A 14,052-nucleotide genomic window follows, 5' to 3' on the forward strand; every position below is an offset into this window, starting at 1 on the left:
GGGCCCCGGCGACGGGGCCCGGCATCGCGACCGGACCCCGGTGCCGGGGCCCGGTCGCCGCGATCACGCCCGGAACAGGTCGTTCACGCAGGCCTTGGCGCGGGTCTTGGCGTCGACGCGCTTGACGATCACGGCGCAGTGCAGGAGCGGGCCCGGCGAGCCGTCGGCCAGCGGCTGGCCCGGCAGCGAGCCCGGCACCACCACGGAATAGGGCGGCACCGCGCCGCGAAACACCTCGCCGGTCGCCCGGTCGATGATCTTGGTCGAGGCGGACAGGATGGTGCCGGCGCCGATCACCGAGCCCTCGCCGACGATCATCCCCTCGACGACGCTGCACTGCGCGCCGACGAAGCAATCGTCCTCGATGACGACCGGGCGCACCTGGCGCGGCTCGATCACCCCGCCGAGGACGACGCCGGCCGAGATGTGGACGTTGCGGCCGACCTGGGCGCAGGAGCCGACGGTGGCCCAGGAGTCGATCATCGTGCCCTCGTCGACGCGCGCCCCCCAGCTGACGAAGCTCGGCAGCAGCACGACCTTGCGGGCGACGTGCGCGCTGTAGCGCACGAAGCAGCCCGGCAGGGCCCGGAAGGCGGCGGCCCGGAACTGCGCCTCGCCCCAGCCGGCGAACTTCGAGTGCTCCTTGTCCCACCAGCAGGCCGCCCCGGGGCCGCCCTCGACGAGCGAGTAGTCGCCGATATGGGATGCGACCATCAGGGCGTTGATCAGCCACTCGTTGACGCGCCAGGTGCCGTCGACCTTCTCGGCGACGCGCAGGGTGCCGTCGTCGAGCCGGGCCATCGCCTCGGTCACCGCCGCGCGGACCGGCCCTTCCATGCCGATATACAGCTGCTCGGGATGCGCCCATGCATCGTTGATGATCTGGGCGAGATCGACGGCGTCCTGGTTGTTGACGAGATGCATGGTCATGGCGGCGGCCCCTGGATCGTTACTAAATTCCTAACATCGGTGTACGCATTCGTCATGACAGCGACGGGGCCGGGGGCGGCAAATTCTGCCGATTTGGATCCGTTCTTTAAAGGTTGGTTAACGATGCGGGTGGGGAGGGGCGTTGGACGCTCGCAATGCGGCTGGCTCGAAGCACGCCAGTCCGCGTGACGCGGCCGCGGAGCCGTACCTCCCGGGTCTGCACACGGTGCGGCGACGGGTGCGGAGCGCGAGGCGGAAGCTCAGGTCTGGTCCCGGCTCGATCGCTGCCATCGTGGGCATGAGACGGGAATCGCAAGCCGGAGGCCCGGCCGCCAAGGGGCTGGCGGCAGGGTGGTCGGGGGACAGGAACAGGCGCGGGACGTCTCCTCTCCCCGCGGATGCAGGGCTGTCCGGGGAACGGAGAAGGCGCGGGCTTTCCCCTCTCCCCGCGGGCGGGGAGAGGGCTGTGTCTCCGTTCAGGAGACGCAGCAAGCGGCGGCAAAGCCGGAGCGAGGGTGAGGGGGTGTGTCCGGAGGAGCTTTACCCGTCGAGACCCCCTCACCCTCGCCCTGCGGGCTCCCTTCACCCACGACAAGGCGGGTGAAGGCCTCTCCCCGCCCGCGGGGCTACGGCCTTGACGGAAGTGAGTCTCTCGCGAGGAGGGCACCGGCGAGCATGGCCGAGAAGCGCTCCCATCCGCGCGCGACGACCTTGGGACCGGGTGGCGAGTTGGGAGCGTTCCAGCCGCCGTGGCGGGCCACGATCCACTCTAACCAGCTCAGGTTGCCGACGGGGTGAGGGTTGCGCAGGCGGTCCGTGCTGCCCTCGCAGGCCCGCCCCAGTTCCGCGACCACTGGCAGAGCCGCCTTATCCAGAACGTCCTGCATCGGTCGTCGGCTGCCGTCGCGGGCATCGACCAACTGCAGGATCCGCACGGCGGCTCCCAGCGCCAAGGCACTCAGCCGGAACAGCTTGTCTGGCACCCGCACCTGTGTCTCGTCCAGGCCGAGCCCGTCGCGCTTGAGAGCGCGGAACACCTCCTCGATCCGCCACCTCAACCGGTACAGCCGCACCATGTCCTGCGCGGCGGCGGCATCCGGCACCGCCCGCGTCGTCAGAAGCCGCCAGCACAAGGGCGTCACGCCCACAGGCGGCTCGAGTTCCTGCACGCAGACGCCATGCAGCCTCAGGCTGGCCGGCTCGCGGGCGCCTGGGCCGGAGGGACGGACCACCTCGACCGGTCCGGCCTGCAGCCTCACCTTGGCGATGCGGGCCGGCACCCCAGGGCGAGCCGGCACCTCCACGGTGCCGGTTGTCGCGACGGGCCATGACGCCTTGTCCTGAAGGCTGCCCCCTTCAACCAGTGGCCGGTCATGGCGTGCCCGCACCAGAAGATCGCTGCCCGCGGGCCGACGGGCGAAGTGGCTGTAGATGTCGCCCTCCTGGTCGGCGACCACGATCAAGCTCCGGGCCGTGTCGGCCAAAGCCGTCGCGGCAGCGGCCGCTCCGGTGATCCAGCGCTGGCTCTCCTTGTCCTCGACTGGCCGCCGGTGACGTGGCGCCGTCTGGCGGGCGGCGCGGGTCCAGAGCTGGGCGTCGACCAAGCCCAGCACCGCCTCGTCCTCGGCATCGACGGCGATGACCGGGTGCAGGAAGAAGCCGGGATTGCGGCCGTTGCCGGCCGGCCCCAGGCCATGGCGGCCAGCAGCAGCTGGGGTGAAGTTGATCTCGCTCGTGTCCTGGACGGCCACGATCGGACGCCCGGCGCAGGCCTGGGCCGTGCGGGCTGCAAAAGCCTGCAGGATGCCCTGCCAGTCAGCGCAGGGCGAGGAAAGGTAGCGATGGGCGGCCGCCGTACCGGCTTCGCTGCCGCCCACCGTGCTCAGCACCACGCTGCCGGTGGTGACGATCCGCTCAAACAGCCACGCCCCCCGGGCCTCGGTGCGTACGTCGCCCGATCCAAAGCCTCGCATCGGTTGTCCTCGCTGAACCGCAAAGACGCCCAACTCACAGACGCCGAACCATTTCCGTCAAGGCCGTAGCCCGCGGGGAGAGGAGGGTTCCCACACCATTCTTTTCCCCGGATAGCCCTGCCTTCGCAGGAAGCGGGGAGGGGCGCGCCTCTCCATCCCCCAGGCCAGCCCTGCGGCTGCCCGACCGGTATCATTGCCCGGTGGACGTCAGGGCTTCGGCTCCCCGCTTCGTGCCAAGCGCCCTTACGCCGCCGGCCGGCGCAGGCTCGTGAGCGCCTCGGCCCAGCGATTCAATTCGTTCAGCATGGCCGTCGCGGAGGTCTGGTGGACCTCGAGCGGCGAGAACTGCCCGTCCTTCACGTGCTGGGCGACCATCTGGACCGCGACCGCCTCGACGATCGGAACCATCTTGAGCGTCGTCAGGGTCTGCTTGGCGAGCTGGACGGCGCGCAAGCCGCCCGAGACGCCGCCATAGCTGACGAAGGCGGCGGGCTTGTAGTTCCACTCCTTGTAGACGTAGTTCAAGGCATTCAGCAGCGACGGCGGCGGGCCGTAATTGTATTCCGGCATGACGAAGACGAACGCGTCCGCCGCATCGACGCTCGCGCTCCAGCGCCTGGTGTGATCGTGCGCGTATTGCTGGAGCACGGGGTGCTTCGGTTCGTCGTAGATCGGCAGGGCGAACTCGGCCAGATCGACGAGGCGGGCGTCGAACCGGCCGTTCTGCCGCGCGACCTCGTCGAACCACCGGGCGACGGGCAGGCCGACCCGGCCCGGGCGCGTGCTGCAGACGACGGTATGGAGAACCAGGGACATCTTTGCGGTTCCTCGGGAGCGTGTTCGATCGGCGCCGCCGGCGCCAAGCATCCTAGTCCTGCGCCAGTGCGACCTGGCGCATCCGGAACGCCGTGATCTCGACCCGGGCCCAGATCCCCGCCGCCTTGAACGGGTCGGCGGCGTGGAAGGCGTCGACCGCGGCCCGGTCGGGCGCCTCGACGATGAACAGGCTGCCGATCATCGTCTCGCCGTCCCCGGCGAGGAGCGGACCCGACACCACGATCCGCACCGGGAGCGGCCCGCCGAGATAGGCCTTGTGCGCCTCGTAATGGGCGAGCCGCCGGTCGAGCGCGCCGTCATGGTCGAGGGCGTGGAGGGCGTAGTGGGGCATCCTGTGTCTCCCGGTCACGCGGGCTCGCCGAGGCCGGCGCGGCGCTCGGCGGCGAGGAGGGCGGCGAAGAAGTCGAGGTCGCGCAGGTCGGTGCCGGTCTGCTCGGCGTAGAGGTCGCGCACCAGGGCCGCCACCGGCATCGCGACGCCGGACGCCTCGCCGGCCGCCACCGCGAGGCTCATGTCCTTGAGCATCTGGGCGATCGAAAAGGCGGGGGCGAAGTCGCGCCGCCGCAGGGGATCGAGCTTGTAGGCGACGAGCGGCGAGGCGGCGACGGAGGATCCCAGCACCGCCAGGATCGTCTCCCAGGCGACCCCGCCCTTGCGGGCGAGGGTCAGCGCCTCGGCGGCGATCTGCGCCGTCGAGCCGACGAAGTGGTTGATCGCGAGCTTGAGGTAGCGCGCCTCCTCGCCCGCGCCGACCACGTGGATGGTGCGGGCGAAGGTCGAGAGCAGCGGGCGGACCCGCTCCAGGGCCGCCTCCGGCCCGGAGCAGAACAGGGTCAGGGCGGCGGCCTCCGCGGTCGCGGTCGAGCCCGAGACGGGGGCCGCGAGGGTGAGGACGCCCCGCGCCTCGGCCGCCCGCCGCAGCACCGCGCTCGTCTCCGGCGAGACGGTGCTGGTCTCGACGAGCACGGCGTCCCGCCTCATCCGGGCGAGCAACCCCTCCGCCCCGAGGGCGACGGCGCGCAGGCTCGCGTCGTCGGGCAGGCTCGTGATCACGAGGCTGCAATCTGCAATCCGGTCGAGGGTGGCGGCCTCGGCCCCCGGCACGGCGGCGAGCCGGCCGGGATCGCGGTCGAGGGCGAGGAGGGGCTGCCCCGCCGCCACGAGGTGGCGCGCCAAGTGGCCTGCCATGGGCGCGCCGAGTTTGCCGAGGCCGATCCAGCCGGTCTGCATGTGGTCTCTCCTCGTCACGCCGTCAGGGCCTTGCCCTTGGTCTCGGGCAGGAGGAACGCCGCGACCGCCATGGTGGCGTAGGCGGCGGCCGCGAACAGCCCGATCGCCTGGCCGAGCGGCATCGAGGCCGACATCACCCCGACCAGCGTCGGGAACACCGCCCCGATCGCGCGGCCGAAATTGTAGGCGAAGCCCTGGCCGACGCCGCGCACCCGGGTCGGGAACTGCTCGGTGAAGAAGGCCCCCATGGCGCTGAACACGCCGGACGCGAAGAAGCCGAGGGGGAAGCCGAGCACCAGCATCGCGGCGTCGCCGAAGGGCACCATCGTGTAGGTCGTCACCACCACGCCCGCCCCGATCGCGAAGACCAGGAAGGTGGCGCGCCGGCCGATCCGGTCGGCGAGGTAGGCGCCCGCGAGGTAGCCGAAGAACGAGCCGACGATCAGCACCGCGAGGTAGCCGCCGGAATTCATCACCGACAGGCCGCGCTCGGTGCGCAGGAAGGTCGGCAGCCAGGTCGTCACCGCGAAGTAGCCGCCCTGCGCGCCCGTGCTCATCAGCGCGCCGAGGAAGGTGATGCGCAGGAGCGGCGGCCGGAAGATCTCGAAGAAGGAGGGCTTGTCGCCGGTCTCGGCGATCCGCGCCTGCGACTCCCGGTAGACCTCCGGCTCCTCGATGTAGCGGCGCAGGAAGAACACCAGGATCGCCGGCGCGATGCCGACGAAGAACAGGGCGCGCCACGCCGTCTCGGGCGGCAGGAGCGAGAAGAACAGGGTGTAGAGCAGGGCCGCCGCGCCCCAGCCGAGCGCCCAGCCCGACTGCATGGTGCCGAGCGCCTTGCCGCGGTGCTCGGGCCGGATGGTCTCGCCGAGCAGAACCGCGCCCGCCGCCCACTCGCCGCCGAAGCCGAGGCCCATCAGCGCGCGGGCGACGAAGAGCTGCTCGAAGCTCTGGGCGAGGCCCGACAGGAAGGTGAAGCCGGCAAACCACAGGATCGCGATCTGCAGCGTGCGCACCCGCCCCCAGCGGTCGGCGAGGAAGCCCGCGAGCCAGCCGCCGATCGCGGAGGTGAGGAGCGCCGCGGTGCCGAGCGCCCCGGCCTCGGCCCGGGTCACCCCCCAGGTGGCGATCAGCGTCGGGATCACGAAGCTGTAGAGCTGGACGTCCATCGCGTCGAGCGCCCAGCCGCCGACGCAGGCGCCGAGCGTCCGCTTCTCCTTCGGCCCGAGTTCCGAGATCCAGCTTCCCCGGCCCTCGGCCGGGACGGCGCCGACGGCGCCGGTCGTTGCCTCGCTCATGGTGGTGTCCTCCCTGGTGGATGGTGGCGACGGCCCCGTTCGCCGGGGTCTTCGTCCGGGTCTCGGCCCCGTAAGGTCGAAGCGGTCAGGCGGCCTTCAGGCCGAAATCGTAGGACAGGTGCCGGAAGGGCCGCTCCATCGCCCGCCCGTCCGGCGCCGGCCCCGCCGGATGCTCGGCGAAGTCCGCGATCAGCGAGGTCTTGACCCCGAACACCGCGTCCGATTCGAGCCACGGGCTGTCGGAGGCGAAGACGTGGGTGATCAGCGTCTCGTAGCCGGGTGCCGCGATCATGAAGTGCACGTGCGCCGGGCGGTTCGGGTGGCGGCTGGTGGCGTTCAGCATCTCGCCGACCGGCCCGTCGGCGGGGATCGGGTACCAGGCCGGCATGACGGACCAGAAGTGGAAGCGGCCTTGCGCGTCGGTGCGGAACTGCGCGCGGCCGGCGAGCCCGCCGAGCGCATCGAGCTGCTGCACGTCGTAAGATCCGTCGTCGTCGGCGTGCCAGACATCGACGGTGGCGCCGGCGAGCGGCCGTCCGTCCGCGGACGCGACCGAGCCGGTGACGAGGAGCGGCGTGCCTTCGAGCGGGCCGGCGATGTCCGCGCCGTTCGGGCGCTCGGGCGCCTCCTCGACGTAGAAGGGGCCGAGCACCGTGGTCTCGGTCGCGCCCTCGGGCATGCGGTGGTTGATCGCGTCGACCAGCATCGAGACGCCGAGCGTGTCGGACAGGAGGATAAATTCCTGCCGATGCTGGTCGCAGAGCTGCCCGGTACGGGTCAGGAAGGCGATGCCGGCCTGCCACTCCTCGAAGGTCAGGTCGACGTCGCGGACGAAGTCGTGCAGGTGGCGCACGAGGCTCGTCAGGACCGCCTTCAGGCGCGGATCCGGCGTCTCGGCGAAGCGGTCGACCACGGCCTGAGTGATGGTGTGCTCGTTGAAGTCGCGCATCGGCGCCTCTCCCGTCCTGGGCGTTTCCCGCTCGGGCGCTCGTGCGGCGCCCGCCCCTGGAGCACCGTCGGATCGCGCTGCAATCGGACAGTGCTCCAGGTCATTGATTTTGCCGCATTTTCTGCGACGAACCGGTATCCACTCCGTCGGAGAATGCCCCAGATCTTACACGCCGCAATCCGGACTCCGCCCGTGGAAGGCGTCGTCGAGCAGCCGGCGGATCGCCTCGCGGTCCAGCGCCCGCGGGTTCCAGTACGGGTTCGCCACAGCCGCCTCGGCCGCCCGGTCGAGCCCCGCCTCCGGCATGCCGATCGCCGCAAGCGAGGTCGGCGTGCCGAGCGAGGCGGCGAGGTCGTAGAGGCCGCGGGGACCGTCCGCCGCGCCGAGCGCGCGGGCGACCTGGGCCATGGCCTCGGGCGCGGCCGGGGCGTTGTAGGCCGCGGCGTGGGGCAGCACGACCGTGTGGGTTTCGGCGTGGGGCAGATCGAAGGCGCCGCCGAGCACGTGGCAGAGCTTGTGGTGCAGCGCCATGCCGACCGTGCCGAGGCAGGCCCCGGCGAGCCACGCCCCGTAGAGCGCGTCGGCCCGCGCCGCCCGGTCCTGCGGTGCCGCCGCGATGATCGGGAGCGCCCGGGCGAGCGCCCGGATCGCCTCCTCGGCCATCAGCGAGACGATCGGGTTGCGGTCCTGCGCGTAGAGCGCCTCGACCGCGTGCGCGATGGCGTTGAGGCCCGAGGTCGCCGAGAGGCCCGCGGGCAGGCCGAGGGTGAGGTCGACGTCGTAGACCACCACCTCCGGCAGGATCTTCTGGGATTTCTGCGTCGTCTTGGCCCGCTGGCCCGGCTCCGCCCCGTCGCGGGTCTCGCCGAGGATCGGCGTCATCTCCGAGCCGGCATAGGTCGTCGGTACCACGATCTGGTCGAGGTCGGTGCGCAGCGCGATCGCCTTGCCGAGCCCCGTCGTCGAGCCGCCCCCGACGGCGATCACGCAATCGGCGTCCAGCGCCCGCACCCGCGCCACCGCCGCCTCGGTCACGGCGACCGGCGTGTGCATCACCGCCTCGGCGATCACCCCGACGGCGCGGTCCCCCAGAAGGCCGGCGAGCGCCTCGGCCTGGCCCCGCTGCCCGGGCGTCGCGAGCACCACCGCGCGGGAGCGGCCGAGGGCCTCCATCTCGCGCGGCACCTCCGCGAGGGTGCCGTGGCCGAACACCACGCGGGTCGGCAGGCCGGGGAAGCGGAACGCCTCCATCGTCAGGCCCCCACTGCGTAGTCGACCTGGTGCCGGCCGATCCGCAGGCCCTCCAGCTCCGCCCGCACCCGGCCGTGCTCGGGATGGTCGCGGTAGGCGTCGAGGGCCGCCTGGCTGTCGAACTCGGTGTAGAGGACGACGTCGCAGGCGTAGTCGATCCGGCTCTCGTCGAGGCCGACCTCCAGATGGAGGAGCCCGGGGATCCGGCCGCGCAGGCCCTCGAAGGCGGCGCGCACCCGCTCGGCATTGCCCGCCTTCTCGGCCGGCGAGGACCCGGCCATCCGCCACATCACGATGTGCTTGATCATCCGGCTCGTCCCGATCCGCCGCAGCCCCGTTTCCCGATTGTTAGGTTTTCCGCTGTCGGGGCATAAGATGGTCTGCGCGTGAATCAGTTTTGCAGGATCCGGAAAGATGGACCGCCTCGGCCAGCTCGACCTGTTCGTGGCCGTCGCCGAGACCGGCAGCATCAGCGGGGCGGCGCAGGCCCGCGGCCTGTCGATCGCCGCGGCGAGCCGCACGCTCGCCGCCCTGGAGGAGCGCCTGGGCGTGCTGCTGGTGCGGCGCAGCACCCGCACCCTCTCGCTCACCGACGAGGGCGGCAAGCTCCTGGTGCGCGCCCGCAGCATCCTGGCGGAGGTGGCCGACAGCGAGGCCGAGCTGACCGGGGCGGCGCTCGATCCGAGCGGCCTGCTCCGGGTCAGCGCCTCGCTCTCCTTCGCGCTCCTGCACATCGCGCCGCGGCTGCCGGCCTACCACGCGCTCTACCCGAACGTGCGCGTCCACGTCGAAGTCTCGAACCGCTACGTCGACCTGATCGATGCCGGGATCGACGTCGCGATCCGCACCCGCGAGTTCGAGCCCGACCGCGCCATCACCATCCGGCGCCTCGCCGAGACCCGCCGCATCCTCACGGCCGCCCCGTCCTATCTGGCGCGGACCGGCGCGCCGCTCCATCCGCAAGACCTCGCGCGCCACGCCCTGCTGCTCTACGTCTACGCCAACAACCCGAACGAGCTCGGCTTCACCCGCGGGGCCGAGACGGTGCGGGTACCGGCCCACGGCCTGCTCGAATCGAACGACGGCCAGATCCTGCGCGCGGCCGCCCTGAACGGCCACGGCATCCTGGTGCAGCCGACCTACATCGTGCACGACGACGTCATGGCCGGACGCCTCGTACCGGTGCTCGACGACTGGGACCTGCCGCGGCTGCGGATCAACTTCGCCTATCCGACGCGCAAGCATCTCTCGGCCAAGGTCCGGTCGTTCATCGCCTTCGTGGCCGCCGATTTCGAGGCCAACGACTTCGCCGGCCGCTGGACCGGGCCGACGCGGCGGCCCGTGGAGGGAAGTCCTGCGGCGTGATGCGGGCGCGGCCGGCGACCGCTCGGCGCGAGCGAGGACGCGGATATCGGTCCCTCGCAAGCCATCCCTTTCCCGGATCTCCTTCCGCTATCGCTTCAGTCGTCCGGGAAAGGGGATCTCTACGAGAAATCTCTCGCAAATGATCTTTTGCGTGCTTCCGGGCCGGCTCAGCCGAAGGTGAAGGCGTAGACCCTGACGCCGGGACGGTGGAAGCGGATCGCGAAGCTGCGCTCGCGCACCGGGCCGGACTGGCGGACGAGCTGGTACAGCCGCGTCGCCGACACGGTGCCGGCGCCGTCCGATCCGGCATCGACGCCGTGATCCGCCCCGGGCGGCTCACCGTCGAGGGTCACGTCGAAGCCGACGGGCCGCCCGTCCGGTCCGGGCCCGGCGACGAGGTGGAGGTCGCGGGCCCGGAAGCGGTAGGTCACGCTTCCGTCCGGTGCGGCGAGGCGGGCGTATTCGGGTTCGACGGCCCAGGTGCCGGACAGCGACCACGCGTTCAGCCCCGGCCGGCCGGCGGTGTAGGGGCGCGGACCGGGCGAGACTCCTTCCGGCGAGGCGAAGTTCTCGGTCTTGTCCGAGCCGAGATAGGTCTCGGCGGATCCGAGATGGGCGAGATCGGGCGCGGCCTCGATGCCGGCGGCGCGCGGCCGCGTCATGGGTTCGTCGGCGGCCCGCCGGCCCGCGGCCTCGGCCAGGAGGTCGCGGATCGCGGCCTCGGACCGGTCGTAGCCACCCTCGCCGTACTGGTGGTGGCGGATGCGGCCTTCCGCGTCGACCACGTACAGGGCCGGCCAGTAGGCGTTGCGCAGGCCGCGCCAGATCCGGAACCCGTTGTCGACCGCCACCGGATAGGGCAGCGCGAAACGCCGGATCGCCGCGGCGACGGTGTCGACGTCGTGCTCGAAGGCGAATTCCGGCGCGTGGACGCCGATCACCGCGAGACCCTGCGCCCGGTACCGTTCGGCCCAGTCGCGCAGATAGGGGAGGGTGCGGATGCAGTTGATGCAGGATGAGGTCCAGACATGGACCAGCACCACCCGGCCCCGCAGGCCCTCGACCGATTGCGGCTCCCCGTTGAGCCAGTGCGTGGCGCCCGACAGGCTCGGCAGGCGGCCCTCGACCGGCCATCCGCTGCGCGCGGGGTCCGCGGCCGGATCGGCCCGCGCGGGCTCGACCCGCAGCGTCGCCAGGAGCGCATCCTCCGCGGCGATCGTGCCCGCTCCGGGATAGCGCGCCAGCCACTCCGCGTCGGCCCCGAGGGCGGCCGCGGCGAGCCCCGCCAGCATGGCGGCCCCGGCGATCCGGCGCAGCCCCTCGCCGAGCCCGAGATGCGGGCGGAGCCGGGCGGCGAGCGCAGTGCCGAGCCGGGCCGCGGCGGCGAGCGTCGTGGCGGCGCCCGACGCGTAGGCGGCGAGCAGCGCCGTCGTCTGCCAGCCCGGCCCGTTCAGGGCCGCGCCGGTGAGGACGAGGCCGAGGATCGGCCCGGCGCAGGGCGTCCACAGGAGGCCGGTGGCGGCGCCGAGGCCGATGGAGCCCAAAGCCCCGCCCGGGATGGCCGCGCGCCGCGACAGGACCTCGCCGAGGCGCACCAGCGGCCGGTGCAGCCACGCCGCGGCGCGCCGCGACAGGAGCGAGATTGCGAAGAGCGCGAGCAGGCCGAAGGCCAGGACACGGCCGGCGGTACCGAACCGCGCCACGGCGGTGCCCCCGATGGCGGCGAGCCCCGCCGCCGCGACGAAGGCCGCGCCGAGGCCGACGAGGAACGGCAGCGTGCCGGCGTGGAAAGGTCGGTCGGCCCGTGCGAGGACGAAGGGCAGCACCGGGACGATGCAGGGGCTGAGGATGGTCAGCACGCCCGCGAGATAGGCGGCGAGGGCGAGGGTCACGGGTAAGCTCCGGCTTGGTCTGGATGCCCTCTCACCAGTCCCGCATGTCCCGCCCGTGTGCGGCGCGCCGCATCCTTGTATCGGTCTGTAGCGGGCGCGGAGCCGCCGCCTCGGGACGAGGCCCGGTCCGCTACAGGGTGTTACCGGAACCGGCTCGCCGGAGGGGCGCGACCCGGCTATCCCGGGGGAAGGGCGTGGGAGGGGGCGTTGGAGCACATCGATCACGTGCTGGTCGTCGACGACGACCGCGACATCCGCGAGATGGTCTCGGGCTATCTCCGGAAGAACGGCCTGCGGGTGAGCCTCGCCGCCGACGGTCGGCAGATGCGCGCCTTCCTCGACGCGGACCGGGTCGATCTCATCGTGCTCGACATCATGATGCCGGGCGACGACGGCCTCGTCCTGTGCCGGGAGCTGCGGGTGGGCCGGCACAGGACGACGCCGGTCCTGATGCTGACGGCGCGCAGCGACGAGACCGACCGGATCGTCGGCCTGGAGATGGGTGCGGACGACTACCTGGTGAAGCCGTTCTCGGCCCGCGAGCTGCTCGCCCGGATCAAGGCCGTCCTGCGCCGCACCCGGATGCTGCCGCCCAACCTCCAGGTGACGGAGGCCGGCCGGCTCGTCGCCTTCGGGGATTGGCGGCTCGACACCACCGCCCGCCACCTGATCGACGCGGCCGGGACGGTGGTGCCCTTGAGCGGCGCCGAGTACCGGCTGCTGCGCGTGCTGCTCGACCACCCCCAGCGGGTGCTCTCGCGCGACCAGCTCCTCAACCTGACGCAGGGCCGCGAGGCCGAGCTGTTCGACCGCTCGATCGACCTCCTCGTCAGCCGCCTGCGCCAACGCCTACGGGACGACGCCCGCGAGCCGGCCTACATCAAGACCGTGCGCAGCGAGGGCTACGTCCTGGCGATGCCGGTCGTCATCGCGCAGGCGCGCGAAGGATGAAGGCGCGATGGCCCGGCAGCCTGCGCAGCCGGCTCTTCCTGATCCTGCTCGCCGGGCTGCTATGCGGGCAGGGGCTCGCCTTCGCGATCATGCTCTTGGAGCGGGACCAGTCGGCGCGGGCGGTGATGCTGACGACGCTCCAGCGCGACGTCGCCGTCGCGGTCGCCCTGCTCGACCGGCTTCCCGACCCCGAGCGGGCCGGGTGGCTGCCGCTCCTCGACCGGCCGACCTATCGCTACGCGCTCGGCCCCGGCGCGCCGGGCGACGCCGCCCTCCCGGCGCGGGCGCTGATGATCGCGGACGAGATCCGCGCCGCCCTGGAGCCGCGCTTCTCCGTGCGGTTCGACGCTGTGCCGGGGCCGGTCGAGCGGCTGCAGGGGCACGTCGTGCTCGCCGACGGCGCGGTGCTGACCCTCGACGTGCGGCCGGCACGGCGCACGGTCGCGTCGTGGCTGCCGGTCGCGCTGGCGGTGCAGCTCCTCGTTCTGGCGGCCTGCGTCTGGCTCGCCGTCCGGCTGGCGGTGCGCCCGCTGACCCGGTTCGCCGAGGCCGCCGACCGGCTCGAGCCCGGACGGCCGGCGACCCGCTTCGCGGAAGACGGGCCCGACGAGGTCGCGCGCGCGGGAAAAGCCTTCAACGCGCTCCAGGCTCGCATCGCTCGCCACCTCGACGAGCGCGTGCGCATCCTGGCGGCGATCTCCCACGACCTCCAGACGCCGATCACCCGGATGCGGCTGCGGGTCGAGACCGGCGCCGAGGGACCCGACCAGGACCGGCTGCTCCACGACCTCACCGTGATCGAGGCGCTGGTGCGCGAGGGCATCGCCTATGCCCGCAGCGTGCACGGCGACGTCGAGCCCTCGGCCCGCCTGGACCTGCGCGCCTTCGTCGAGAGCCTCGTCTTCGACTACCAGGATGGCGGGCGGGATGTCAGCATCACCGCCCTGACGGACGCCACGGTGACCACGCGTCCGCAGGCCCTGCGGCGCATCCTCGTCAACCTGATCGACAACGCGTTGCGCTACGCCGGCGCGGCGGAGATCGCGGTTGCGGCGCGCGAGGGTGGAATCGCCATCGCGGTTCTCGACCGCGGTCCCGGCATCCCGGCGGACCAGCTCGCGGCGGTGCTCCTGCCCTTCTGGCGGCTGGAGGAATCGCGCAGCCGCGACACCGGCGGCACCGGCCTCGGCCTCGCCATCGCCGAGCAGCTCGCCGCCGCGATCGGCGGCCGGCTCACCCTGCGCAACCGCGACGGCGGCGGGCTCGATGCCACGGTCACCCTCGGTTGAGGCGGGACCGGATGGCCCGCCACACCCAAGGGCCACCCACGCACCATACATGCGCTTACAAAATCGACCTTCGCGCACACATGCGGC

Annotated in this window: 13 protein-coding genes; 3 read left to right on the top strand and 10 right to left on the bottom strand. The window is 72.4% G+C overall.

The window, feature by feature from the left end:
* Nucleotides 1–63: 63 nt before the first annotated feature.
* The 9 genes from DK412_RS16755 to DK412_RS16795 all read right to left on the bottom strand — a co-directional run bounded on the left by DK412_RS16755 (nucleotide 64) and on the right by DK412_RS16795 (nucleotide 8,776).
* Nucleotides 64–930 carry a 2,3,4,5-tetrahydropyridine-2,6-dicarboxylate N-succinyltransferase gene (locus DK412_RS16755; RefSeq protein WP_244539363.1) on the bottom strand — a complete coding sequence of 289 codons (867 nt, stop codon included), beginning with the start codon at nucleotides 928–930 and terminating at the stop codon, nucleotides 64–66.
* Nucleotides 931–1,556: 626 nt separating this feature from the next.
* Nucleotides 1,557–2,903, bottom strand: a complete 1,347-nt coding sequence (locus DK412_RS16760) for an IS4 family transposase (protein ID WP_109971307.1) — start codon at nucleotides 2,901–2,903, stop codon at nucleotides 1,557–1,559.
* 243 nt (nucleotides 2,904–3,146) lie between these two features.
* Nucleotides 3,147–3,719, bottom strand: a complete 573-nt coding sequence (locus DK412_RS16765; protein ID WP_109972863.1) for an NAD(P)H-dependent oxidoreductase — start codon at nucleotides 3,717–3,719, stop codon at nucleotides 3,147–3,149.
* Nucleotides 3,720–3,771: 52 nt separating this feature from the next.
* Complete coding sequence (locus tag DK412_RS16770; protein WP_109972864.1) at nucleotides 3,772–4,071, bottom strand: YciI family protein; 300 nt, start codon at nucleotides 4,069–4,071, stop codon at nucleotides 3,772–3,774.
* A 14-nt stretch (nucleotides 4,072–4,085) separates the two neighbouring features.
* Nucleotides 4,086–4,970: an NAD(P)-dependent oxidoreductase gene (locus tag DK412_RS16775; protein WP_109972865.1), complete on the bottom strand. Its 885-nt coding sequence runs from the start codon at nucleotides 4,968–4,970 to the stop codon at nucleotides 4,086–4,088.
* A gap of 14 nt (nucleotides 4,971–4,984) precedes the next feature.
* Nucleotides 4,985–6,268, bottom strand: a complete 1,284-nt coding sequence (locus DK412_RS16780; RefSeq protein WP_109972866.1) for an MFS transporter — start codon at nucleotides 6,266–6,268, stop codon at nucleotides 4,985–4,987.
* An 85-nt stretch (nucleotides 6,269–6,353) separates the two neighbouring features.
* Nucleotides 6,354–7,217 (bottom strand): intradiol ring-cleavage dioxygenase, encoded by an 864-nt coding sequence (locus DK412_RS16785; RefSeq protein WP_109972867.1) that lies wholly within the window; start codon nucleotides 7,215–7,217, stop codon nucleotides 6,354–6,356.
* Between the two features lie 165 nt (nucleotides 7,218–7,382).
* Nucleotides 7,383–8,468 carry a maleylacetate reductase gene (locus DK412_RS16790; RefSeq protein WP_109972868.1) on the bottom strand — a complete coding sequence of 362 codons (1,086 nt, stop codon included), beginning with the start codon at nucleotides 8,466–8,468 and terminating at the stop codon, nucleotides 7,383–7,385.
* Between the two features lie 2 nt (nucleotides 8,469–8,470).
* Nucleotides 8,471–8,776, bottom strand: coding sequence for a Dabb family protein (locus DK412_RS16795; protein WP_109972869.1), 306 nt, complete (start codon nucleotides 8,774–8,776; stop codon nucleotides 8,471–8,473).
* 106 nt (nucleotides 8,777–8,882) lie between these two features.
* Between DK412_RS16795 and DK412_RS16800 the strand changes: the two genes are divergently transcribed.
* The gene (locus DK412_RS16800; RefSeq protein WP_109972870.1) at nucleotides 8,883–9,833 is read left to right on the top strand and encodes a LysR family transcriptional regulator; all 951 of its coding nucleotides are present in this window, start codon (nucleotides 8,883–8,885) and stop codon (nucleotides 9,831–9,833) included.
* A 167-nt stretch (nucleotides 9,834–10,000) separates the two neighbouring features.
* Here DK412_RS16800 and DK412_RS16805 read toward each other — a convergent pair whose 3' ends face one another.
* Nucleotides 10,001–11,725 (bottom strand): cytochrome c biogenesis protein CcdA, encoded by a 1,725-nt coding sequence (locus DK412_RS16805; protein ID WP_109972871.1) that lies wholly within the window; start codon nucleotides 11,723–11,725, stop codon nucleotides 10,001–10,003.
* Between the two features lie 207 nt (nucleotides 11,726–11,932).
* Here DK412_RS16805 and DK412_RS16810 point away from each other — a divergent pair, with 207 nt between their 5' ends.
* A complete protein-coding gene (locus tag DK412_RS16810) occupies nucleotides 11,933–12,676 on the top strand; it encodes a response regulator (RefSeq protein ID WP_109972872.1) in 744 nt (247 codons plus the stop codon).
* Nucleotides 12,673–13,965 carry a HAMP domain-containing sensor histidine kinase gene (locus DK412_RS16815; protein WP_109972873.1) on the top strand — a complete coding sequence of 431 codons (1,293 nt, stop codon included), beginning with the start codon at nucleotides 12,673–12,675 and terminating at the stop codon, nucleotides 13,963–13,965. Before DK412_RS16810 ends, DK412_RS16815 begins: the two co-directional genes overlap by 4 nt.
* Nucleotides 13,966–14,052: the final 87 nt, after the last annotated feature.

The organism is Methylobacterium sp. 17Sr1-1 (assembly GCF_003173775.1).
Classification (GTDB): Bacteria; Pseudomonadota; Alphaproteobacteria; order Rhizobiales; family Beijerinckiaceae; genus Methylobacterium.